The sequence below is a fragment of the Nesiotobacter zosterae genome, assembly GCF_033843645.1.
Classification (GTDB): domain Bacteria; phylum Pseudomonadota; class Alphaproteobacteria; order Rhizobiales; family Stappiaceae; genus Pseudovibrio; species Pseudovibrio zosterae.
This window is the reverse complement of record NZ_JAWXVZ010000007.1, coordinates 223717-244169: the sequence shown is the minus strand read 5'-3', so window position 1 is coordinate 244169 and position 20453 is coordinate 223717. Positions and strand designations below refer to the sequence as shown.

General features: G+C 56.8%; 26 protein-coding genes. 14 read left to right on the top strand and 12 right to left on the bottom strand.

Annotation, left to right across the window (positions count from 1 at the left end; translation table 11 throughout):
- Positions 1-41 precede the first annotated feature (41 nt).
- The 7 genes from Q3Y58_RS12545 to Q3Y58_RS12515 are packed head-to-tail and all read left to right on the top strand — an operon-like array spanning position 42 to position 4985.
- Positions 42-620 (top strand): HupE/UreJ family protein, encoded by a 579-nt coding sequence (locus Q3Y58_RS12545; RefSeq protein WP_274219818.1) that lies wholly within the window; start codon positions 42-44, stop codon positions 618-620.
- 9 nt (positions 621-629) lie between these two features.
- On the top strand, positions 630-935 hold the full coding sequence (locus tag Q3Y58_RS12540) for an urease subunit beta (RefSeq protein WP_319622484.1): 306 nt from the start codon (positions 630-632) through the stop codon (positions 933-935).
- A 2-nt stretch (positions 936-937) separates the two neighbouring features.
- Complete coding sequence (ureC, locus tag Q3Y58_RS12535; RefSeq protein WP_319622483.1) at positions 938-2650, top strand: urease subunit alpha; 1713 nt, start codon at positions 938-940, stop codon at positions 2648-2650.
- Entirely contained in the window at positions 2650-3153 is a 504-nt protein-coding gene (locus Q3Y58_RS12530; protein WP_319622482.1) for an urease accessory protein UreE, read from the top strand. The genes ureC and Q3Y58_RS12530 overlap by 1 nt, the downstream gene beginning before the upstream one ends.
- Positions 3134-3832, top strand: coding sequence for an urease accessory protein UreF (locus Q3Y58_RS12525; protein ID WP_319622481.1), 699 nt, complete (start codon positions 3134-3136; stop codon positions 3830-3832). The genes Q3Y58_RS12530 and Q3Y58_RS12525 overlap by 20 nt, the downstream gene beginning before the upstream one ends.
- Positions 3829-4464: an urease accessory protein UreG gene (gene ureG, locus Q3Y58_RS12520; protein ID WP_319622480.1), complete on the top strand. Its 636-nt coding sequence runs from the start codon at positions 3829-3831 to the stop codon at positions 4462-4464. The genes Q3Y58_RS12525 and ureG overlap by 4 nt, the downstream gene beginning before the upstream one ends.
- A complete protein-coding gene (locus tag Q3Y58_RS12515) occupies positions 4464-4985 on the top strand; it encodes a GNAT family N-acetyltransferase (protein ID WP_319622479.1) in 522 nt (173 codons plus the stop codon). Before ureG ends, Q3Y58_RS12515 begins: the two co-directional genes overlap by 1 nt.
- A 9-nt stretch (positions 4986-4994) precedes the next feature.
- Here Q3Y58_RS12515 and Q3Y58_RS12510 read toward each other — a convergent pair whose 3' ends face one another.
- From Q3Y58_RS12510 to Q3Y58_RS19525, 4 genes are all read right to left on the bottom strand, one after another.
- Positions 4995-5558, bottom strand: a complete 564-nt coding sequence (locus Q3Y58_RS12510; protein ID WP_319622478.1) for a helix-turn-helix domain-containing protein — start codon at positions 5556-5558, stop codon at positions 4995-4997.
- Positions 5559-5604: 46 nt separating this feature from the next.
- On the bottom strand, positions 5605-5898 hold the full coding sequence (locus Q3Y58_RS12505) for an AzlD domain-containing protein (protein ID WP_319622477.1): 294 nt from the start codon (positions 5896-5898) through the stop codon (positions 5605-5607).
- Positions 5895-6587: an AzlC family ABC transporter permease gene (locus Q3Y58_RS12500; RefSeq protein WP_319622476.1), complete on the bottom strand. Its 693-nt coding sequence runs from the start codon at positions 6585-6587 to the stop codon at positions 5895-5897. The genes Q3Y58_RS12505 and Q3Y58_RS12500 overlap by 4 nt, the downstream gene beginning before the upstream one ends.
- Before the next feature lie 310 nt (positions 6588-6897).
- Complete coding sequence (locus Q3Y58_RS19525; RefSeq protein WP_413697819.1) at positions 6898-7023, bottom strand: VOC family protein; 126 nt, start codon at positions 7021-7023, stop codon at positions 6898-6900.
- An 82-nt stretch (positions 7024-7105) separates the two neighbouring features.
- Between Q3Y58_RS19525 and Q3Y58_RS12490 the strand changes: the two genes are divergently transcribed.
- Positions 7106-7456, top strand: a complete 351-nt coding sequence (locus Q3Y58_RS12490; RefSeq protein ID WP_319622475.1) for an antibiotic biosynthesis monooxygenase family protein — start codon at positions 7106-7108, stop codon at positions 7454-7456.
- A gap of 9 nt (positions 7457-7465) precedes the next feature.
- On the opposite strand, the gene Q3Y58_RS12485 is transcribed toward Q3Y58_RS12490, so the two are convergent.
- Positions 7466-8422, bottom strand: a complete 957-nt coding sequence (locus tag Q3Y58_RS12485) for a D-2-hydroxyacid dehydrogenase (protein ID WP_274219804.1) — start codon at positions 8420-8422, stop codon at positions 7466-7468.
- 249 nt (positions 8423-8671) lie between these two features.
- Between Q3Y58_RS12485 and Q3Y58_RS12480 the strand changes: the two genes are divergently transcribed.
- The 3 genes from Q3Y58_RS12480 to Q3Y58_RS12470 all read left to right on the top strand — a co-directional run bounded on the left by Q3Y58_RS12480 (position 8672) and on the right by Q3Y58_RS12470 (position 11065).
- On the top strand, positions 8672-9232 hold the full coding sequence (locus Q3Y58_RS12480; protein ID WP_319622474.1) for an MliC family protein: 561 nt from the start codon (positions 8672-8674) through the stop codon (positions 9230-9232).
- A gap of 253 nt (positions 9233-9485) precedes the next feature.
- Complete coding sequence (locus tag Q3Y58_RS12475) at positions 9486-9737, top strand: helix-turn-helix domain-containing protein (RefSeq protein ID WP_274219802.1); 252 nt, start codon at positions 9486-9488, stop codon at positions 9735-9737.
- Positions 9737-11065, top strand: a complete 1329-nt coding sequence (locus tag Q3Y58_RS12470; RefSeq protein WP_319622473.1) for a type II toxin-antitoxin system HipA family toxin — start codon at positions 9737-9739, stop codon at positions 11063-11065. The genes Q3Y58_RS12475 and Q3Y58_RS12470 overlap by 1 nt, the downstream gene beginning before the upstream one ends.
- Here the strand turns inward: Q3Y58_RS12470 and Q3Y58_RS12465 are convergent.
- Positions 11053-11622: a hypothetical protein gene (locus Q3Y58_RS12465; protein WP_319622472.1), complete on the bottom strand. Its 570-nt coding sequence runs from the start codon at positions 11620-11622 to the stop codon at positions 11053-11055. The two genes, Q3Y58_RS12470 and Q3Y58_RS12465, sit on opposite strands and share 13 nt — an antisense overlap.
- A gap of 169 nt (positions 11623-11791) precedes the next feature.
- On the opposite strand from Q3Y58_RS12465, the gene Q3Y58_RS12460 reads away from it, so the two are divergent.
- Complete coding sequence (locus Q3Y58_RS12460) at positions 11792-12916, top strand: MBL fold metallo-hydrolase (protein WP_319622471.1); 1125 nt, start codon at positions 11792-11794, stop codon at positions 12914-12916.
- On the top strand, positions 12909-13514 hold the full coding sequence (locus Q3Y58_RS12455) for a dual specificity protein phosphatase family protein (protein WP_274219798.1): 606 nt from the start codon (positions 12909-12911) through the stop codon (positions 13512-13514). Before Q3Y58_RS12460 ends, Q3Y58_RS12455 begins: the two co-directional genes overlap by 8 nt.
- Positions 13515-13532: 18 nt before the next feature.
- Here the strand turns inward: Q3Y58_RS12455 and Q3Y58_RS12450 are convergent, their stop codons facing one another.
- Genes Q3Y58_RS12450 through Q3Y58_RS12430 form a run of 5 tightly spaced genes read right to left on the bottom strand, consistent with a single transcriptional unit; the run spans position 13533 to position 17469 of the window.
- Complete coding sequence (locus Q3Y58_RS12450) at positions 13533-14141, bottom strand: TetR/AcrR family transcriptional regulator (protein ID WP_319622470.1); 609 nt, start codon at positions 14139-14141, stop codon at positions 13533-13535.
- Between the two features lie 52 nt (positions 14142-14193).
- Entirely contained in the window at positions 14194-15240 is a 1047-nt protein-coding gene (locus Q3Y58_RS12445) for a phosphotransferase (protein WP_319622469.1), read from the bottom strand.
- A gap of 33 nt (positions 15241-15273) precedes the next feature.
- Positions 15274-16176, bottom strand: coding sequence for an SDR family NAD(P)-dependent oxidoreductase (locus Q3Y58_RS12440; RefSeq protein WP_319622468.1), 903 nt, complete (start codon positions 16174-16176; stop codon positions 15274-15276).
- Entirely contained in the window at positions 16173-16643 is a 471-nt protein-coding gene (locus Q3Y58_RS12435; protein WP_319622467.1) for a MaoC family dehydratase, read from the bottom strand. Before Q3Y58_RS12435 ends, Q3Y58_RS12440 begins: the two co-directional genes overlap by 4 nt.
- Positions 16644-16650: 7 nt before the next feature.
- The gene (locus tag Q3Y58_RS12430; protein ID WP_319622466.1) at positions 16651-17469 is read right to left on the bottom strand and encodes an SDR family oxidoreductase; all 819 of its coding nucleotides are present in this window, start codon (positions 17467-17469) and stop codon (positions 16651-16653) included.
- A 272-nt stretch (positions 17470-17741) separates the two neighbouring features.
- Between Q3Y58_RS12430 and Q3Y58_RS12425 the strand changes: the two genes are divergently transcribed.
- The gene (locus Q3Y58_RS12425; RefSeq protein ID WP_413697818.1) at positions 17742-18980 is read left to right on the top strand and encodes an acyl-CoA dehydrogenase family protein; all 1239 of its coding nucleotides are present in this window, start codon (positions 17742-17744) and stop codon (positions 18978-18980) included.
- A 63-nt stretch (positions 18981-19043) separates the two neighbouring features.
- On the opposite strand, the gene pepT is transcribed toward Q3Y58_RS12425, so the two are convergent.
- Positions 19044-20285 (bottom strand): peptidase T, encoded by a 1242-nt coding sequence (gene pepT, locus Q3Y58_RS12420; protein ID WP_319622465.1) that lies wholly within the window; start codon positions 20283-20285, stop codon positions 19044-19046.
- Positions 20286-20453: the final 168 nt, after the last annotated feature.

Genomic DNA, 20453 nt, shown 5'->3' with positions numbered 1-20453 from the left:
AAAATAACCCGCTCATACCTGTCCATCCCGAGGGGAACCCGATGAAAAAGCTTATAGCACTCACCGCAATAGCCACTCTCGCTGGCGTCACGACCGCTGCGGCCCATGCGGGCCATGAAAACACATCCAGCTTTGTTTCCGGCCTCCTGCACCCGCTCGGGGGGCTGGACCACATGCTCGCCATGATCGCGGTGGGCATCTGGGCCGCTCTTGTCGGCGGAAACCGCATCTACTGGTGGCCTGTCTCGTTTGTCGCTGCCATGCTGCTTGGCTTTGGGCTCGCAGCTGCGGGTGTTTCCATCCCGCTCATCGAGCCGGGAATCCTTGCGTCCGTTGTTATAACCGGTCTGTTGATTGCATTGGCTCTGAAGCTGCCATGCGCCGTTGGTTGCATCATCGTTGGCCTGTTTGCTCTGTTTCACGGGGCAGCTCACGGTCTTGAAGCGCCGGGCGGAAGCCTCGTTGGCTACGCACTTGGTTTTTCTGTTGCCACCTCCTGTTTGCTTCTTGCCGGGCTTGGCTTTGGCACGGTGGCAACTGGCAAGGCTGGCAAGACGATCCTTCGGGTTGTTGGCGGCCTGTTCGCTGCTGGCGGTCTTGCGCTCGCGTTTACCGCATAAGGAGCCTTCATGATCCCCGGAGAAGTTATTGTCGCCAGTGGCGACATCACCCTCAACGAGGGCGTGGACAGCATCACGCTCAAGGTGGCCAACACTGGCGACCGCCCGGTTCAGGTGGGCAGCCATTATCACTTTGCCGAGGTAAATGCCGCCCTCACTTTTGACCGAAAGGCCGCACAAGGACAGCGCCTCGACATTGCCCCCGGCACCGCCGTGCGCTTTGAGCCTGGGCAGACCCGCGAAGTTCACTTGATCCCCGTTGGGGGAACGCAGACCATTCAGGGCTTCCAGATCAAACCAAGCGGAGGGGCGTGACCATGGCAACTTCCATTTCTCGCGCCGCCTACGCAGACATGTTCGGCCCCACCGTGGGCGACAAGGTCCGCCTTGCTGATACGGAGCTTTTCATCGAGGTGGAGAAGGATTTCACCACTTACGGTGAGGAGGTGAAGTTCGGCGGCGGCAAGGTCATCCGCGATGGCATGGGCCAGAGCCAGCTGTCCCGCGCCGAAGGGGCCGTCGATACGGTCATCACCAACGCCTTGGTGGTCGATCATTCCGGCATCTACAAAGCCGACATCGGCCTCAAAGACGGCCGCATTGCCGCCATTGGCAAGGCAGGCAATCCGGACATGCAGAGCGGCGTCGACATCATCATCGGTCCGGGAACGGAGGCCATTGCTGGAGAGGGAAAGATCCTGACAGCCGGCGGCATGGACGCGCACATTCACTACATCTGCCCCCAGCAGATCGAGGAGGCCCTAACCTCTGGCGTCACCACCATGCTTGGCGGCGGCACGGGTCCGGCCCATGGCACCTTGGCAACCACCTGCACGCCCGGTCCGTGGCACATCGCTCGGATGATTGAGGCGGCAGACGCCTTTCCCATGAACCTTGCGTTTGCGGGCAAGGGCAACGCTTCCCACCCCAAGGCGCTGGAGGAAATGGTGCTTGGCGGGGCCTGCGCGCTGAAGCTTCATGAGGATTGGGGAACCACCCCGTCGGCCATCGATACCTGCCTCAGCGTGGCAGACAGCTACGACGTTCAGGTGATGATCCATACGGACACGCTGAATGAAAGCGGCTTTGTGGAGAACACCATCGATGCCCTGAAGGGCCGCACCATACATGCCTTCCACACGGAAGGTGCAGGCGGGGGCCATGCGCCGGACATCATCAAGGTCTGCGGCCTTTCAAACGTCCTGCCGTCCTCCACCAACCCGACACGTCCTTACACCCGCAACACCATTGCCGAGCATCTGGACATGCTCATGGTCTGCCACCATCTGGACGCCAACATTCCCGAGGACGTGGCCTTTGCCGAAAGCCGCATCCGCAAGGAAACCATCGCCGCAGAGGACATTCTGCACGACATGGGCGCGTTCTCCATCATCGCCTCGGACAGTCAGGCCATGGGCCGCGTGGGCGAACTGCTGATCCGCACCTGGCAGACTGCCGACAAGATGAAGCGTCAGCGCGGCGCTCTTCCGGAAGAAACCGGCGACAATGACAACGTTCGCGTCAAGCGTTACATCGCCAAGTACACCATCAACCCCGCCATCGCCCACGGGCTGTCACGGGAGATCGGTTCCATCGAAGTGGGCAAACGCGCCGACCTGGTGCTCTGGACACCGGCCTTCTTCGGCGTGAAGCCAGACATGGTACTTACCGGCGGCACCATCGCCATGGCCATGATGGGTGACCCCAATGCCTCCATTCCAACACCGCAGCCCGTGCACTACCGGCCCATGTTCGCGGCCTATGGCAAGAGCCTGACAAACTCCTCTGTCACCTTTGTCAGCAAGGCGGCTCTGGATGCGGGCCTCCCGGAAAAACTGGGCACCGCCAAACAGATGCTCGCGGTCAACAACACCCGGTCGGGCATTTCAAAAGCCTCCATGATCCACAACAGCGCCACGCCGCACGTGGAGGTAGACCCCGAAACCTATGAGGTTCGCGCAAACGGTGAGCTTCTCACCTGCGAACCGGCAGAAGTGGTTCCCATGGCGCAAAGGTATTTCTTGTTCTGATGTTTACTGCACATACATTCAAACGCGCCGGAGAGTATTCTGGCGAAGTTCTTGGCACCGTCACACTCTCCCATGACGAACGCCATCTGCGCCGCAAGGTGCTCACCACTGATACAGAGGTGAAAGTCCTGTTCGAAGTAGCTGATGCCGTCTCGTTTGATGAGGGCGACGCCATTGAAACAGAAGGCGGCACATTCGTCGTGATAAAGGCCGCTGTGGAGCCGCTTTACGAAGTCAAAGCCCGCGACGCCCTGCACCATTCTCAGCTGTGCTGGCATCTGGGCAACCGGCACCTGCCCTCGCAGATCGAGCTGGACCGCATCGTGATCCTCAAGGATCACGTCATCAAGGAAATGCTCGAAGGCCTCGGCGCGACCATCACCGAAATTGAAGGGGCGTTCTCACCGGTCCGCGGCGCTTATCACAAGTCCAACCGCAGCAGCTCTCATTCACACAGTCACGGCCACAGTCACCATCATTCGCATGACCACAGCCATAACTGATCCCGATGGCCGAACGGCGCTTTTGCGGCTGCTCACATGGCTGTCGCCCGCGTTCCCGATCGGTGCATTCTCCTACAGTCACGGCGTGGAAACTGCCATCAACGCGGGAGTTATTCAAAGCGCAGAAACGGCAAAGGAGTGGCTGCAAGGCGTACTCAACCATGGTTCGGGCTGGAACGATCTGCTGGTTTTGGGACAAAGCCATGCAGCTGCCACAGAAAACGACAGCGCCCGGCTGGCAGAGGTGAACAGCCTTTGCCTTGCCATGGCACCCAGTGCAGAACGCTATTTGGAAACACAGCGGCAGGGCACAGCATTTCTCACCTACGCACAGCCGTGGATCGGGCAGTCAGACCCCATGGCAGCAGCGGTTGGAAAGAGTGCCGCACTGCCAGTGGCGGTTGGGCTTGCAGCAGCGCGAACACACATCCCCCTTGAGGAGCTGAAACTCGGCTACCTGCAGAGCTTCACCAGCAATCTGGTCTCGGTGTGCCTGCGCCTTGTGCCCCTTGGCCAATCGGAGGGCGTGCAATTGCTCGCCGATCTGGAACAGACCTTCATCAACCTCACAGAGCGTTCACAAGGGGCCACTTTGGATGCTCTTGGGAGCGCTGCCATCCTGTCAGACATCGCCAGCATGGCGCATGAAACCGAACCTACAAGGATTTTTCGATCATGAGCGGATCATACGGACCTTTGCGCGTCGGCATTGGAGGGCCTGTTGGTTCAGGCAAAACCACGCTGACGGAAAAGCTTTGCCTCGCCTTTCGCGACCAGTTTTCCATCGCTGTTGTGACCAACGACATCTACACCCGCGAAGACGCCACAGCGTTGGTGCGTGCGCAGGCCCTGCCTGAAGACCGGGTGCTGGGGGTAGAGACCGGCGGCTGCCCGCACACCGCCATTCGCGAAGACGCCACCATCAATCTGCAGGCCATTGATCAACTCATAGAGCGGCACCCCGGTCTGGACATGGTCTTCATAGAAAGCGGCGGCGACAACCTGGCGGCCACCTTCTCACCGGATCTTGCAGACATCACCCTCTATGTGATCTCCGTGGCGCAGGGCGAGGAGATCCCGCGCAAAGGGGGCCCCGGCATCGTGCGCTCCGACATGCTCATCATCAACAAAAAGGACCTTGCACCTTATGTGGAAGTCGACCTTGGCGTCATGGAGCGGGATGCAAAGAAAATGCGCGCCAGCAAGCCGTTTTGCTTCACCGACCTGAAGCGCGGGGATGGGGTCGACGAGGTCGTGACTTTCCTCAAGGAAGTCGGCGGTCTGGTTGCAGTGACAGGAACCAACGATTGATGCTGAACCTCAAGAAACTTGGCAGCGCAGATTTGCCGCTGGCATTGGAACCGCTCACTCAAACACTCCACGCAGCGGTTCACGCCGGTGCCAGCATCAGCTTCATCCTGCCGTTTACACCAGAAGCCGCCCGTCGCTTCTGGCAAGAAAAGGTCTTTCCCAGCGTTGAGGCGAACCGCTGTTTGTTGCTCTGCGCCTATTGGGAGGAAGAGCTGGCAGGCACCGTTCAGCTTGACATCGACATGCCGCCCAATCAGGCCCACAGGGCAGAAGTGGCCAAACTGATCGTGCATCCTTCCCACCGCCGCAAGGGTATTGCGCGCGCGCTCATGATCGCACTGGAAGAGGAAGCCCGCGCCCACGGCAAGACCTTGATCACGCTGGACACCCGCACCGGGGATAGCGCCGAGCCGCTCTATGCATCCCTCGGCTATGAAACAGCAGGCAGCATCCCAAACTTCGCCAAGGCCCCGGACAGCGACCGCCTCGACGCAACAACGTTCATGTACAAGATCATCTAGACACGAGCTTCAACCACTCTCCATGACCAGCATGATGCGGGCATGAGGGCTGAGGGCCTCATAAAGGTGTGGCTCATCTCCGGGAAACGCGTAGTAATCGCCTTGCTGCAGCACCTCTTCAGCGCCTTTTGGTCCGGCCCGCACCTCCCCTTCCATGACAATCAGGTGCTCCAACGTGCCGCGTGGATGGGCCTTGTTGCATTGAGGCTTTCCAGCAGAAAGCGCCACCTGATAAATGTCGTGGCGTGTCTGCGGTGCGCAAGAAGCCAGAAGCACGGCTTGAAACGCCGAGCTTTCCGCGTCAATGCGCTTGCCCTCTCCGGCACGGATCAAAGTCGTTCGTGCCGGTGGCGCTTCAAACAAAAAGCTGAACGGAATGCCAAGGGCCGTCGCGATCGCCCACAAGGTCTCGACACTCGGGTTCCCACCGCCCGCTTCCAACTGCGACAGCGTTGATTTTGACAGGCCCGCTTTGGCAGCAAGCGCAGAAAGGGACAGGCCAGCCTTGGTCCGCTCGCGGATAATCGCTGCGGCAATGGCCGCCGTCATGGCCTTTTTCGCGCTTTCGCTCATGTCCATTCTTCCATTCCCTAATAAAAGCGTCTGTTTGCAGCGGCCGTCAGGCGTAAGTGCGTAGCGCCCAAATCGCCACGATGCCAATGGCCATGGTAGCGGGCAAACTGCGCGTAAGAAGCGCCACCATAACTGCAATTCCACTGGCGATCAGCTCAGCGCTCTCGCCTTTCACAGTAAACAGCGCCACAAGCGCCACAATCAGGCACCCGGGCAGCGCAGAAAGAAACCGCGCCCAAAAGCCTGTCTGCGGCAACCGCTGACCCAGTGCCCAGCCACAGAAGCGAATGAGAAACGTCAGCGCAGCAAGCCCGACGATGACCAGCCATGTCTCGCTCATCTGCGCACTCCCGCCACTGTTGTTCCTGCCAGCGCTGCGACGATCAACACCCACGTCTCGCTCAAGACACCGGAATAAAGCCCAATCACCACAACGGCCACCACGCATAGCCATGGCAAGAGATCCTGCGGCCCGCGCCAGAGTGAGCGCGCAATCGCGATGAACGCCGCTGTGAAGGCAAAGTCGAGGCCCAACGCTTTGGGGGATGGAATGGACGTTGCCACAACGACGCCAGCCACGGTGGAAACCAACCAGATCAACAGTAGTGCCATTCCGCCGCCAACCAGATACCAATAGCCCGAGGCACCACCACGCTTTTGCCGAGCCAACATCATGGCCCAGTTCTCATCGGTGGTCAGATGCAGCCCAAGCACCAGTTGCCACAGCGGCCTTTGAGAAAAAACGTTGCTAACAGAAGCCGTAATCAGCAGCAACCGAAGGTTCAGCGCAAGACCTGCAATGATTGCGGCCGCCGCCCCGGCACCGGCCATCAGACGTTCCACCGCCACAATCTGCGCCGATCCCGCAAACACGAATGTGCCCATAAAGCCAACTTCAAGGCTCGACAGCCCCGCTTGAGCGGCCAGTAGACCGAACGCCAAACCGTAGAAGCCAACGCCGACAGCAAGAGGTGTTATCTCGATAAACCCCTTCCGTGCCTCGCTGAAATCCGATTGTTCCAAAACCATAGGGGACACTCCACTCAACAAATCGTTCGGTAAAGTGCACATACGTTCGTTTTAATGTCAATATTGTTCGCTATGTCGTACGCGACATCAATTCAATACGATTGCCCCAAGGATCCGCAGTGAAGAAACGGTCATAGCCTTTCAGGTGCGCATCATGCTGCATCGGGTAACCACTCGCTGCCAACGCCTTCTGCAAAGTGCTGAGATCATCGCATAGAAACGCCGGGTGCGCTCTCAAGGCGGGCTGGAACCTCTCATCCGCGCCCAGATGTAGGTGCACTGTTCCTGCACGAAGCCAAAGCCCACCTCGTTACTTCAAGACAAGCGGCTTTTCGACTTCTTCAAAGCCAAGAAGGTCAATGTAGAATTTGCGGGCGGCGTCCTCCTGATTTTCAGGGATCGCAATCTGCACATGGTCCAGCGCCAATATTGCCATATACTTGCCCTCCAAGCTGGCTAATATGATTATTGAATACATCAGTATACAACTTAGCCACAAAATGCAGGGAGGGACAGCCATGATCGCCGTTATTTTTGAGGTGGAGCCAGAGCCCGGCCAGAAAACAGCCTACATGGAAATTGCGAAGCTGCTGCGAGAGGAGCTGGAGCGGGTGGATGGTTTTTTGTCCGTCGAGAGGTTTCAAAGCCTCACCAACGAAAACAAAATTCTGTCCTTGTCCTTCTTTCGCGACGAAGCCGCCGTCAAGGAATGGCGGAACAAAGCCGCCCACCGGATCTCGCAGGCCCGCGGGCGCAATGGCATTTTCAAGGGCTATCGTCTGCGGGTTGCTCATGTACTGCGCGACTACGGCATGACCGATCGGGCACAGGCTCCTGACGACAGCCTGCACTACCACGATCACATGTAGCACTCATACTCAAGTGATGACATTGGTCGGGTGCCCACGCTTGTAGTTCTCGATGTGCCCGATCAGCTGGTCCCACAGGGTTTGCATGGCCTCCTCAGAGGCCCACGCCACATGGGGCGTGATGATCACATTCGGGCGCTTAGCAATTTTCATGAGCGGATTGTCACTTGCAGGGGGCTCGCTGGTAAGCACGTCAAAACCGGCACCGGCAATCAGCCCTCTGTTCAGCGCCTCTACGAGGGCCGCCTCATCAACCAGCCCACCCCGCGCCGTATTGATCAACAGCGGGCGCTGCGCCATCTGCTCGAACTCAGCCAAGGAGATCAAACCTTCCGTTTCCGGGGTCAACGGACAATGCAGGCTCAATACATCACTCGTGGCCAGGACCTCTTCAAAGGGCAGATAGCCCGGCTTTGAAACTTGTCCCCCTTTCCTCCCGGCGTAGACGACTTCCATTCCAAGCGCCCTGCCGATGGCACCTGTCGCCTCCCCAAGCGCACCGCCGCCAATGATGCCAAGCCGAGAGCCAGACAGATCTTTGATGGGGTGAGTGAAAAAACAGAACTGTCCGGATTTTTGCCAGACCCCATCGATGACATCCTGCCGGTAGCCGACCAGATTGCGTCGCAGTGCAAAAATCAACGCAAAAACGTGCTCAGGAACCGTCTTTTGTGCATACCGACGCACATTCGACGCAACCGCACCATGAGCCCGGCACGCCGCTACATCGAGAATGTTATAGCCGGTTGCAGCTACGGCGATCATCTTGAGGTCAGGAAGGTGTTCGAGATGATCTGCGCGAATTGGCACCTTGTTGGTGATGGCAATCTCTGCCCCCTTCAACCGTTGGACGACCTGGTCCGGTGCTGTTTGCTCAAACTCCTCCCAAGAATGCGCAAAGGAAGGGTGATTAATTGTGACCGTTGGTCCAATTGTTCCCCTGTCCAGAAAGACAATCTTAGTCATCTTCGCAAATCCCCCATATTCGCCGGTATGCTCAACTGCGTCCAAGTGATACCCCCTTCGCCATGGAAAAGCCACGGCCCACTTTTAATCAGCAAGAAGAACACGTTAGCACACCGGCCAAGCACTGCCGCGCTGTGACAAAGCCCCCATACGACCACCATCTCGCCCCCGAGGAGAAATGCCATGAGACACCCCCTCCCCTTGCTTTGCACTATGCTCCTCACACTTGGCGCACAAACGGGAACAAGTATGGCGCTGGAACCTTCCTTTGACTGCCAACAGGCCTCTGGCGAAGTTGAATCCATTATCTGTGAAGACGGCGAGCTGGCAGCGCTCGATCTGAAGCTGAGCGATCTTTGGAAGACAGTGGCTCAGCAGGAGCAAACGTTGGCCGCAAAAGGGGAAAAAGCCATTGTGAACCAGTGGCAAGCGACCCAGCGTGGGTGGATAAAGGGCCGAAACGACTGCTGGAAAGCAGAGGACATCAAAGCCTGCGTCCAGACTGCCTATGAAGATCGTCTCTCCACGCTTGAGGTGCTCTACAGCCTTGCACCTCTAGTGAACGCGGTCACTTATGCCTGTGACGGTGAACCGCCTCGGCGCATTTCTGCAAGCTTTTACAACTCGTTGAAGCCGGGTGTACGGTTGGAACGCGGCGAGGAAGTCACGGTGGGGCTGTTGCAAGTCTCCGGGTCCGGCGCGCGATATGTGGCCGACTTTGGCGTGCAGTTTTGGATCAAGGGCGACAATGCCTTGGTCAGCTGGCCGCAGGGCACCGAGTTTTCTTGTCACGTCCTTGATGAGGGATAAGTTTCGCCGCTAAAACAGCAAACGGTCCTTTTCTGGGGGAATAACTCCGGCGCCTTATCGCAGGCGATCCCATGTTGGCAGCCCCTCTGTTCAGGGCGCTCCGGCGTTTCAGGGCTGTATGGTGCGCCGATTTTGCTTCTGGGCATTCCTCCGCTTCAATCTGGATAAGCCTATACGCCACATTCGATAAATTGACATTATACGCCACACTGTATAATATGAATTTATATCGATCAGCGTATAGGACCGATCCATGAACGCGCCCGCCCGCACCCCAGAACAACTGGGAACAGTGATCAGGAATGCCCGAAAGGCCCAAAATCTTAGCCAAAATGCGCTTGCGCAACGTGTCGGCGTGCGTCAAGGCACCATATCTCAGATTGAAACCGGTCACGCCGCCTTGAGGTTGGAGACGCTGCTATCGGTCCTCGCAGCGCTGAATCTGGAGCTGCAGGTGGCGACCCGCTCAAAGGGCAGCATGGACGCCATTGAGGATCTGTTCTAATGGGCCGCAAACCTGCCTATAAGCCTTTGAAAGTGCTCTTGAACAACCGAATGGTTGGAACGCTCTTCAAAGCAAAAAGCGGTTCTGTTTCATTCACTTACGATGCTGAATGGTTGGACTGGCCCCACCGTTTCGCCATCTCTTTGTCCCTTCCGCTGCGGCCTGACGCCTACACGGGCGAAGTGGTCACGGCGGTCTTTGAGAACTTGCTTCCAGATTCTGAACTCCTTCGCCGACAAGTGGCCGAGCGTGTGGGCGCGCGCGGCACCGATGCGTACAGTTTGCTGACCCAGATCGGCCGGGATTGCGTGGGAGCCCTACAGTTTTGGCCGGACACAGACCTGCCCCCCTCAGATACGACGCGCATCAATGGCTCGGCCCTATCGGAGGAGCAAATTGAACGTCTTCTCAATGGGTTGGCCCGCGTACCACTGGGCGTTTCCACCGAACAGGACTTCCGCATTTCAGTGGCCGGGGCACAAGAAAAGACGGCGCTATTGCGTCATGACGGCGTTTGGAAACAACCGCATGGCACAACACCGACCACCCACATTCTCAAGCCAGCAATCGGTCATCTGCCCGGCGGCATTGATCTCACCACCAGCGTTGAAAACGAATACTACTGCCTGACACTGCTTGAAAAGCTCGGTTTCCATGTGCCAGCGGTAGAAATACAGCATTTTGGCGAGCGAACCGCGTTGGTCATTGAGCGGTTCGACCGTCGCCACACCAAAGATGGCCGCCTTCTGCGCTTGCCTCAGGAAGACTTCTGTCAGGCGCTATCTGTTCCACCCACTCTCAAGTATCAAGCGGAGGGTGGGCCAGGCCTTGTCCAAATGCTGCGGCTTCTGAAGGGCAGCGACACGCCACGGGAAGATCAGCTCACGCTCATCAAGGCCCAGCTTGTGTTCTGGCTCATGGCTGCAACAGATGGACATGCCAAGAATTTCAGTGTGTTCCTCAGCCCAGGAGGCGGATTTCGCCTTACCCCGATCTATGACGTGCTAAGCGCCCAGCCGAGCGTTGATGCCCGCATGATCGAGCGCAAACAGCTGAAGCTTGCGCTCTCGCTCGGGCGTTCAAACCACTATCGTTTCGACCGTATCAACGCCCGTCACTTCAAAGAAACGCTGAGGGCCGCCACCCTGCCCGAAGCCTTGTTCGTAGAAGCGCTTGAGCAGGTTGCAAATGCCCTGGAGGCAGCCCTCACAAATCAGGAAACTACTTTACCCCGTCAGTTTCCCGGCGAAATTCATGAATCAATTTCACGCAACATGAAATCTCGTCTGGCGGTTCTATTGGCTTCTTCCAATACTCAGAGCTTTTGAACCTTCAAGCACATCCACACGAGGTCATTGGCCCAGTTTCCGCCCTTGAGTTCGCGCGACATGCGTCGCAGTGCCTTTTGAAACCCAGCCTCCGGGATTGCATCCCGCACCAAACGCACCTGCTCGGAAGACAGCCCCTTGCGAATGCGCCCACCCGATGCATCCACCCAGTCGGCCTTTCGCACGGCGTTGATTACGTCAGCATTGGGACCACGGTACCAGAACAACTTATGATGCCACTGGATGATGTCCCAGACCAGAATGTTGTCCAGATCCCAGCCAAACCGCCGACTATCACGGCCAAATCGCTCCAAAGACGGCTTGACGTAGTGTAAGGTTGAATGGGTCCACAGGCCGATGTGATGATAAACCAGCGCCGCTTCAATCTCTGGTCGAAATGTCTCATCACCATCCAGAAAGTGCAGCGTATACGTCAGGTTGCGATAAATGTGGCCCCGATAGCCGTCGTAGTCCTGCCCCAAGACGCCCGCAAATGGCGCCAAAAGTTGCTCCACACTGTTGGAGTAATCGATGACCTCGATATCATCTGTAATCATGGTGAACAGCCTCTTAATTCGACTAGGCCGAGCATAGGAATCGATAGTTTACAGAACCGTGAATCATGAACTCAGTTTGATGATAGCCATGTTCACAGCCCCGACATGTTGGAGAGCTAAAGGATTGCCAGCCAACGCTAAATCAATCTCAAAAAACTCGGAGCTCGTTGTGCCTAAACTGACGGCAATCAGCGGCGTGGGTGGCAAGTTGCCCGCTGCGTTTCTGATTCACCTCCAAGGGAAACAGATTCTTCTGGATCTGGGTGAAGGCCCAGAGCCGGGTGTTCTACCTAATTTTCACGGTGTCGATTCCATCGAGGCCGTGGTTCTCAGCCATGCCCACGTGGACCACGCAGGCGCGTTGTCGCTGCTCCCGCAGCTCGGCAACCCCAGCGTTTATGCCAGCGCTGCAACCTGGTCGTTTCTGCAAGACGCCCCTGTACCGGCCTCCAACCGGCACGTGTTGCCACTTGAAGGTGCAATAAGTGTGGGTGGTACGACACTCACCGTTGGCCAGGCGGGACACGCCCCCGGTGGGCTTTGGCTTCATTTGGATGCGGGCGATGGGCTTCTCTACATGGGCGATCACAGCGTTGAATCCGCGCTTCTGCCATTCGACAGGCCGCCAAGAGCAGGTGTGGTCATTGCCGATGCCTCTTATGGAGACCGAAACGACAGTCTTTGCGATCAAATCGAGGCCGTTGTAGAGGCCTCTCGTGGAGGCGCAGTTCTGTGCGTACCAACGGGCGGACGGGGCCCTGAGATGGCCGTGGCGCTCCACCAAGCGGGTCTTCCGGTAAAGCTCGACGCTCAAATCGCTAGCGAACTGCGCTACTTGAGCCGCCCCAACAGCGGGTTGATACGACCTGAAGCGCGGCAGTCGCTTGCGGCTCTTCTTCAGGCCCCCCTTGCCGAAACCAGCGCCAGCCCCCTAGACGTGATCGTGGCGACAGGGCCAAACGCAGACTATGGGCTGAGCCAGGCTCTGGCGAATGGGGATACGAGCGGCTTTCGCTTCATCTTTACTGGTTTTGTGCCAAACAACTCTCGTGCCCGCCAATTGCTGGACGCCAAAAAGGCCCAATGGTTGCCCTGGAACGTACATCCTCGTATGAAGGACATCGTCGCGTTGGCTGATGAGACGCAGGCGAAAAAAGTGGTACCAGCGTTCCTTGAGAAGGATAAAGCCCCCAAACTCTTGGCCAAGCTCGGAGAGCGGCTATGTTGGGACCGTATAATTCCGCTGACCCCGGCAAGCGCGGACTGCCACAATGAGAGGACGCTTGATGTCTGACAACAGCCTGACAACCCCACTTTCCGACGAGAAGAAAGAGGACCTGACGCCTGTTGCCATTCCCGTCTACCATCTGAAGGGCTATCCGGCGATTTCCCTGTTCATCGGCAACAAGGTGGCAGCGAGTGATCCAGAACTGCTCATGCGGGAAGGCATCACATCCACAATGAACTTCGCCGTCAACGTGGAGATGCTTCCGCTCACGCTGCCGAACGGCGTAGCAGTGCGGCGCACACATATAGGCCTGATTGATGGTAACGGCAACACGGCCCACCATTTGCTCTCGGGTGTATTTGCGCTTGCGGGCGTTATTGGACAGGCCAGCCCTGGCAAAGACCACTACCCCCCTCACCGTCAGGGGAACGTGTTGATCCACTGCCGTGGCGGCCGTAGCCGGTCAGCCACTGTTCTTGCACTCTACCTGCACCTTTGCCAAGCCTCCGAGTTCCCGAGCTTCGAGGTGGCGCTGGAGCATGTGCGTGCATGCCGTGGGCTGGACCAGACCTATCCCCTTCGTCCGATGATTGACCTGGCCCATACCGCACTGGAACTGCTGCCTGCACGAGAGATGTTCTGCTGCCCGGAACTGCGCGATTAATCTGCGCAGCGGTCTCAGTCAGGCGTCCTTTACACCCAGCGCGCCAAGCGCCATCTGCGCCAGATCACGCGCAATTACATCACGGTCATCCTGCGTCTGATTTGGACGCGGGCTGTACCAGATGGAGGGGCTGTTGAGCAGCGTTATCAAGCTATGCACGGTCAACGAAATCGGGCGCTCTGCAAAGACGCCTGACTTCATGCCCTTCCGCAGCACTTCCCGGAACAGGTTTTCATAGGCTGTACGCTTGTCGATGATCTCTTGAATCTGGCGGCGCTCATCCGGCGTGGTTGAACGGTTGAAGAACACCCGGAAATCCTCCGAGACCACACGGTGGAAACTGTGGTGCCCCAAGATGAGCTGGACGTGGGTGAAGGCCATTTTCTTCATGGCTTCCAGCGGGTCGTCGATACTGTCCACGATGGGCGCGATCTGATCGAACATCAGAGACACAGAGCGCATGCGCACGGCACAAAGAAGCTCTGACTTGGACCGGAAGTGATGGTAGATCCGGCCTTTTGTGGCGTGGAGATGCCGCGCAATATCGTCAATAGACACCGCGTCCGCACCATAATTTGCAAAGCAATCTGCCGCAGCTTCCAGAATTTCGAGCTGAGACTTATTCATTTCCGCAAGCATTCCTATCCCTCCAGACTTAAGGGCTTTCAAGTTCCGCCCCTCAGAGATGAACCTCTGAGGGTGTTTCGGTTAGATCCCGCGCCATGCTGCCCAGTAGGCGTAGCGCGGGTCCGAATTGGTCTATGGTCCCCGGGTTGGAAGCCGTGCCGTTTGCCGCCCGGTGCAAGATACCCTGCACGATGGCCGCAAGCCGAAACATGCTGAAGACCAGATAGAAGTTCCAATTGGTAACGCCAGACCAACCCCGGCGCTGGCAGTATTCGGCGACGTATTCCCGCTCGCTTGGCAGGCCTTGCGACGCCCTGTCTATGCCTGCAAGCCCCCGCAACATCCCCTTATTGGGCAGTCGCCACTGCATGCACTGATAGGCAAGATCTGCGAGCGGATGCCCCAAGGTAGACAGTTCCCAGTCCAGTACCCCGATGACCTCAGGCCGACCGGGTGCGAACATCAGATTGTCCAATCGGAAATCCCCATGGACCAGTGACACTTGCCCATCATCGGAAACCATATTGGCCTGCAACCACGCAATGACCGCTTCCAGGTCCGGTTGGGGGTCGGTCTCGCTGGCACGATACTGACGGACCCAACGATCGGTCTGACGCTCGAAATAGTTCCCCGGCTTGCCGTAATTCGCCAAACCGACGGCTTCCGGCTGCACTTCATGCAACGCGGCCAAGGTGCGGTTCATGGCTAAGAACAAAGGACGGCGGTCTTCGCGTTGCAGCTCTGGCAGCGCGGGATCCCAGAAAATCCGCCCATCCAGAAACTCCATTACAAAGAACTGCGCGCCAAGAGGCGATTGTTCACCAGAGAGGTGATAGGTACGCGGCACTGGCACATCCGTGTTTTCCAGCGCGGACAGGACGCGGTATTCGCGGTCGACTTGATGGGCTGAGGCCAGCAGATCGCCCGGCGGTTTGGCTCTGAGAACAAAGGTGCGCTCACCCGAAGTGACCTTGTAGGTGGGGTTTGACTGCCCGCCAGCGAACTTTTCAAAGCCGTCCAGCGTCGTGAAACCGGGCACATGGTCAGCCAGATAACGCTCCAGCTGCACCGCATCATAGCTATGCACTAGTCCTGCCATGGCCGCCCCCTCTCCGGCTGAGTTGTACCGTGACTATTCATCGCGTGGCGCCTTCATGATGTTCGCGACATGATCAAAAGCGGAAGCCGACGAATAGGCCTGCGAGAGATCTGAAATGCGCTCAAACCGCGCTGCAATGCCTTCTGGTGTGCGATCCGCCTGCGCAAGGTGCAGGCCCTGCGTTTCCACCATGCGCGCGACTGAATAGGACCCACCCGCCGCCATCATGACCGTCTTGTTGGGCGCCCCCTCAGAACACAGGAAAACCACCGCAGGAGCGATGTTTTCCGGGCTGAGCATATCAACCACCGAGGGATCCATGAGGTTCTCTGTCATGCGCGTAACGGCCGTAGGCGCGATGCAGTTGGTATGGATGTTGTACTTCGCCCCTTCCAGCGCCAGCGTGTTCATGAGCCCCCACAGGCCTGCTTTCGCAGCACCGTAGTTCGCTTGCCCGAAGTTGCCACAAAGGCCAGAGGGAGACGTCGTCATGACCACGCGGCCATACCCCTGCTCCCGCATAAGAGGCCAAACCGCTTTGGTGCAAACCGCAGCGCCGGTAAGATGAACGGCAATGACCTTGTCCCAGTCAGCCATTTCCATTTTGTGAAAGGACTTGTCACGCAAGATGCCAGCGTTGTTGATGAGGATATCGACCCGACCGAAGGCATCGACAGCTGCCTGCACCATCGCCGCGACTTCATCAGCATTGGTGACATCCGCGCCATTTGCAATCGCCTTAGCGCCCAGAGCCTCTATCTCCGCGCAGACGGCTTCGGCCGCGGAGGAAGAGCGGCCCTGCCCATCCACGGCACCGCCGAGGTCATTGACCACCACATTTGCGCCGCGCGCTGCAAGCGCCAAAGCATAGGCGCGGCCCAGACCGCCACCTGCGCCTGTTATTACTGCTGTTTTGCCAGAAAAATCGAAAGTCATGAAATTGCCTCTTCAAAATAAATCAGGGTTAGCCAGTCGCCAATCAGAGCAGGCGTCTCAGCGCCTTCAATTTCAATCTTGAAATGATGGGAAAGCAAAACCCGCTCTTTGCCTTTGGGCGTTACCGATGAAAGCGTGAACCAGCCACGAATGCGCTTGCCACTTGCGACCGGGCTCAAAAAACGAATTTTGTCAAAGCCATAGTTGACGCCCATAGATTGGCCGAGGAGACGCGGCTGGACTTCCATCGCCATCTTGCTCGCCAGTGAAAGACTGAGGAAACCATGTGCGATGGTACCCCCAAACGGAGTTTCCGCTGCAGCCCGTTCCCGATCCATATGGATGAACTGCGTGTCCATGGTCAGATGTCCGAAATTGGATATCATCTCTTGGCCCACCGTAATCCAACTGGATGGTTGCAGCTCGGCCCCTATGGTTTGTTTGAGTTGGTCGAGAGTTACGTTCATAGCCCCCTCAACTCATATCGAACAGGCTCGTGCCCGTTGCCACGTGAATGCCACCACACAGAGGCAGCACGGCGCCGGTTACATATGACCCCGCTTTGCTGCACAAGAACAACGCAGCACCGCCAACATCTTCAGGCCTTCCAATGCGGCCAAGAGGGACATTCTCTCCCACTCGCGCTGCTTTTTCCTCAGTGCCCGTGGCAAAGCGGGTCATCTTCGACTGAAACGGACCCGGCGCAAAGGCATTGACCGTAATGCGGTCAGCTGCCAACTCCTTAGCAAGGATCTGGGTCAGATGGTGTACCGCAGCCTTTGAGGCCGCGTAGGAATATGCGCCATCGCCAATGGGGGTTGATCCCATGACAGACCCAAGATTGATAACGCGGGCTGGCTCATCCCCTGTTGCCGACGCCTTCAAAAGCGGTAAGAGGCAGCGTGTAAGGTGAAAAAGACCAGCAACATTAACGTCCATCACCTTCTGCCAGGCCTCGAAGGGAAACTTTTCGAGCCGCTCCCCCCATGTGACGCCTGCATTGTTGACGAGTATATCCAACTTACCCGTACGACCGCGCACCTCTGCGACCAGAGCTTCAACGCTTTGCTCTGATGACACATCCGCTTGAAACGCTTCGACAACGCCCCTTGGGTCTTCCCCATTTATGCGCTGCGCAGCCTCCTCAACCGCATCAAGCTTGCGAGAACAAATTAAAACCCGCGCCCCTCCATGCGCCAGCGCTGACGCAATCATGTAACCGATGCCTGTCCCACCACCGGTCACAAGCGCGACCTTTCCCGAGACACTGAACAGATCTTCAAGGTAACTCAAGTGATCCTCCTCCCAGATTGCCCCGTCAGGTTGTGGTTCAAGCTACCTGTAGTAATGCCACAGAAATTTCTGGCTTACATCAGAGGTCCAACTTACTTGACCTTCCGGGACGTAAAAAACATACTCAGTAGTATGTTTGCGTATGCCTCAGTTTGTAAAGGGGAAACTGCTGCAGCCTGACCATCCTTACGAGTAGGTTTCATCGGGCATGGGAGAGACTTGAGACCGCTTCGAAGGACCATTTATTCATCGATTTCAGGGAGAAAAACATTATGCCGGCTGCCATGGATCTAGGTGCCAGTGACAAAGTTAAACCTTTGATTGCAATGATTTCCGAAATGATACAGGACGAGGTTCTTCCGCTTGAGCAAGAGTACTTCGATGAAGTGCCACGCGAAGGACGCTGGACCTTCACAGCAAGACAGACCGAAATCCTTGAGGGGCTAAAGGCAAAGGCCAGAGAGCGCGGCCTTTGGAATTTCTGGCTTACTGATTCGGAAAGAGGCTACGGACTGACTACCGTGGAGTATGCCTACCTGGCAGAGGAGATGGGAAAGTCTCGGCTGGGCCCGGAAGTGTTCAACTGCAATGCACCGGACACGGGCAACATGGAGGTTCTGGAACGCTATGGCACCCCTGCCCTCAAGGAGCGTTGGCTTACGCCCCTTCTAAATGGACAAATCCGCTCTGCATATCTCATGACGGAGCCGGATGTGGGCTCTTCTGACGCCACGAACTTGCGCATGTCCTGCATCCGAGATGGGGATAGCTATGTTTTAAACGGCGAGAAATGGTGGGCCTCCGGCGCGGGCGATCCCCGCTGCGCAGTTTACATTGTCATGGTCCATACACCGACGGACAGCGGAAAGCATCGGCAACATTCGATGATCGTTGTCCCGTCTGATACGCCGGGCATTACGAAGCTGAGGCCAATGGAGGTGTTCGGCCACGATGACGCGCCGCATGGACACATGCACATTCGATTTGAAGAGGTTCGTGTTCCAGCTGAAAACATGTTGTTGGAGGAAGGCGCTGGATTTGAAGTCGCTCAAGGGCGCCTTGGACCGGGCCGCATTCACCACTGCATGCGTGCAATTGGCCTTGCAGAAGCCGCTCTTGAGACCCTGTGCAAACGCGCCCTCACCCGCGAAGCATTTGGCAAGCCTCTGCACCAGCTTGGAGCAAACCACGACATTATTGCCTTATGCCGCATGGAAATTGAACAGGCGCGGCTACTCTGCCTCAAGGCTGCGTGGATGATGGACCACGCAACACCCAAAGAAGCAGCCATTTGGATCAGCCAAATCAAGGTAGTCGCACCGCGCATGGCACTGAAGGTTACGGACGAAGCCATGCAGCTGCTGGGTGCCAAAGGCATTAGCCAAGACACGACACTTGCCCAACAATGGACAAACCTTCGAACCCTTCGGTTTGCCGACGGGCCGGACGCTGTACACCGACGCCAGATTGCTAGAGCGGAACTCCGAAAGCACACCCCTGAACGCATCTGATTGTCGGCAGCCTGCCGGTCTTCATCTTCAGGACCGGCAGGCATCTTTCAACCTATTTGCTTGCTACCGCGCTCGCTGAGCCACAATATCAACGATCTTTCTCGTCACATTATAGGCTGCGCGGAACGCTGGCACTGGCAAAAACTCAAAGCGAGAGTGAAAGTTGTGCCCGCCTGTGAAGTAGTTCGGAACAACCAAGCCCTTTTCAGCGAGGGCTGAACCATCCGTCCCGCCGCGCATGGCTATGGTTTTCGGCGCTACACCGACAGCTTCCATCGCCTCATAAATTTGCGCAATCGCGCGATGACTTGGCTTCACCGAGTTAGAGATGTTTCCATAGACATCTGTTAGTTTGCACGTGATGTTCGCCCGCGGATATTCAGCTTTGAGCTCTTCAACTGCAGCAAGGACAAACTCCTTTCGGCTCCTAAAGTTGGACAGATCGTGATCCCGGATATTCATCTGAAGTTGACAGCTGTTCTGATTTCCGGAAACACCTCCGAACCACCAGAAACCTTCACGACCCTCTGTTTCCTCGGGCGTCTGTTTTCTATCGAACTTTGCGATAAAATCTTGCGCCACCAGGATGGGGTTAACCAAAACACCCTTCGCCGTCATTGGGTGTGCAGTCACGCCTTCGATAGTGACAGTGACTGATGCGGCATTGAATGTCTCGTAAACGACCTCTCCAATTTCTCCGCCGTCAATTGTGTACGCATACTCGACTGGGAAGTCAGATAGTTCCATTCGCTTTGACCCGACCAATCCGATTTCCTCATCCGGAACAAACGCGACGTAGATATCTCCGTGAGGCTCTCCCGTTTCATATAGTTCTTTCAACAGGGTCATAATGATGGCTATCGCGGATTTGTTGTCGGCACCGAGCACACTCGTTCCATCCGAAAAGATGATCTCTTGACCGACGTAGGGCGCTGCTTCCGGATGCTCTACGGCTTTAAACCAAATGTTCTGCTCTGAATTCAGGCAAAGATCTTCACCATCATACGTCAGAATTTGCGGGCGAACGTGAGGAGACAATGAAACGTCTACAGTGTCCATGTGCGCGCAAAACCCGACTTTATCAACGCCCTGAACAGTCCCGGGCAAATAGCCTGTCAGGATGCACTCCTCTGAGAGTTTGATGTTTTTAAGCCCAATTGCTTTCAGCTCGGCTTCGAGGCAACGAGCGCTTTCCCATTGCCCAGATGAAGAGGGGATGGTGTTGGCGCGCGGATCACTCTGGCTTGAGATCTTCAAGTATCGGAAGAAATTGGAAATGAGTTGCTTGTTAAGTTCGTCCGCCATATTTACCTCTTGAATGTAATTTCTGAAATGCATGGCCTAGCTATAAGCCATTCTGTATTGCTAGCAACAGCAGATCCGCGAGAAAGTTGACAGCTGTCAACGCGTAGATGGGAGTGCTGTCTTGGCCGAGACAGGTGAGGGCAGTTGACAGCTGTCAACACGCCTTTC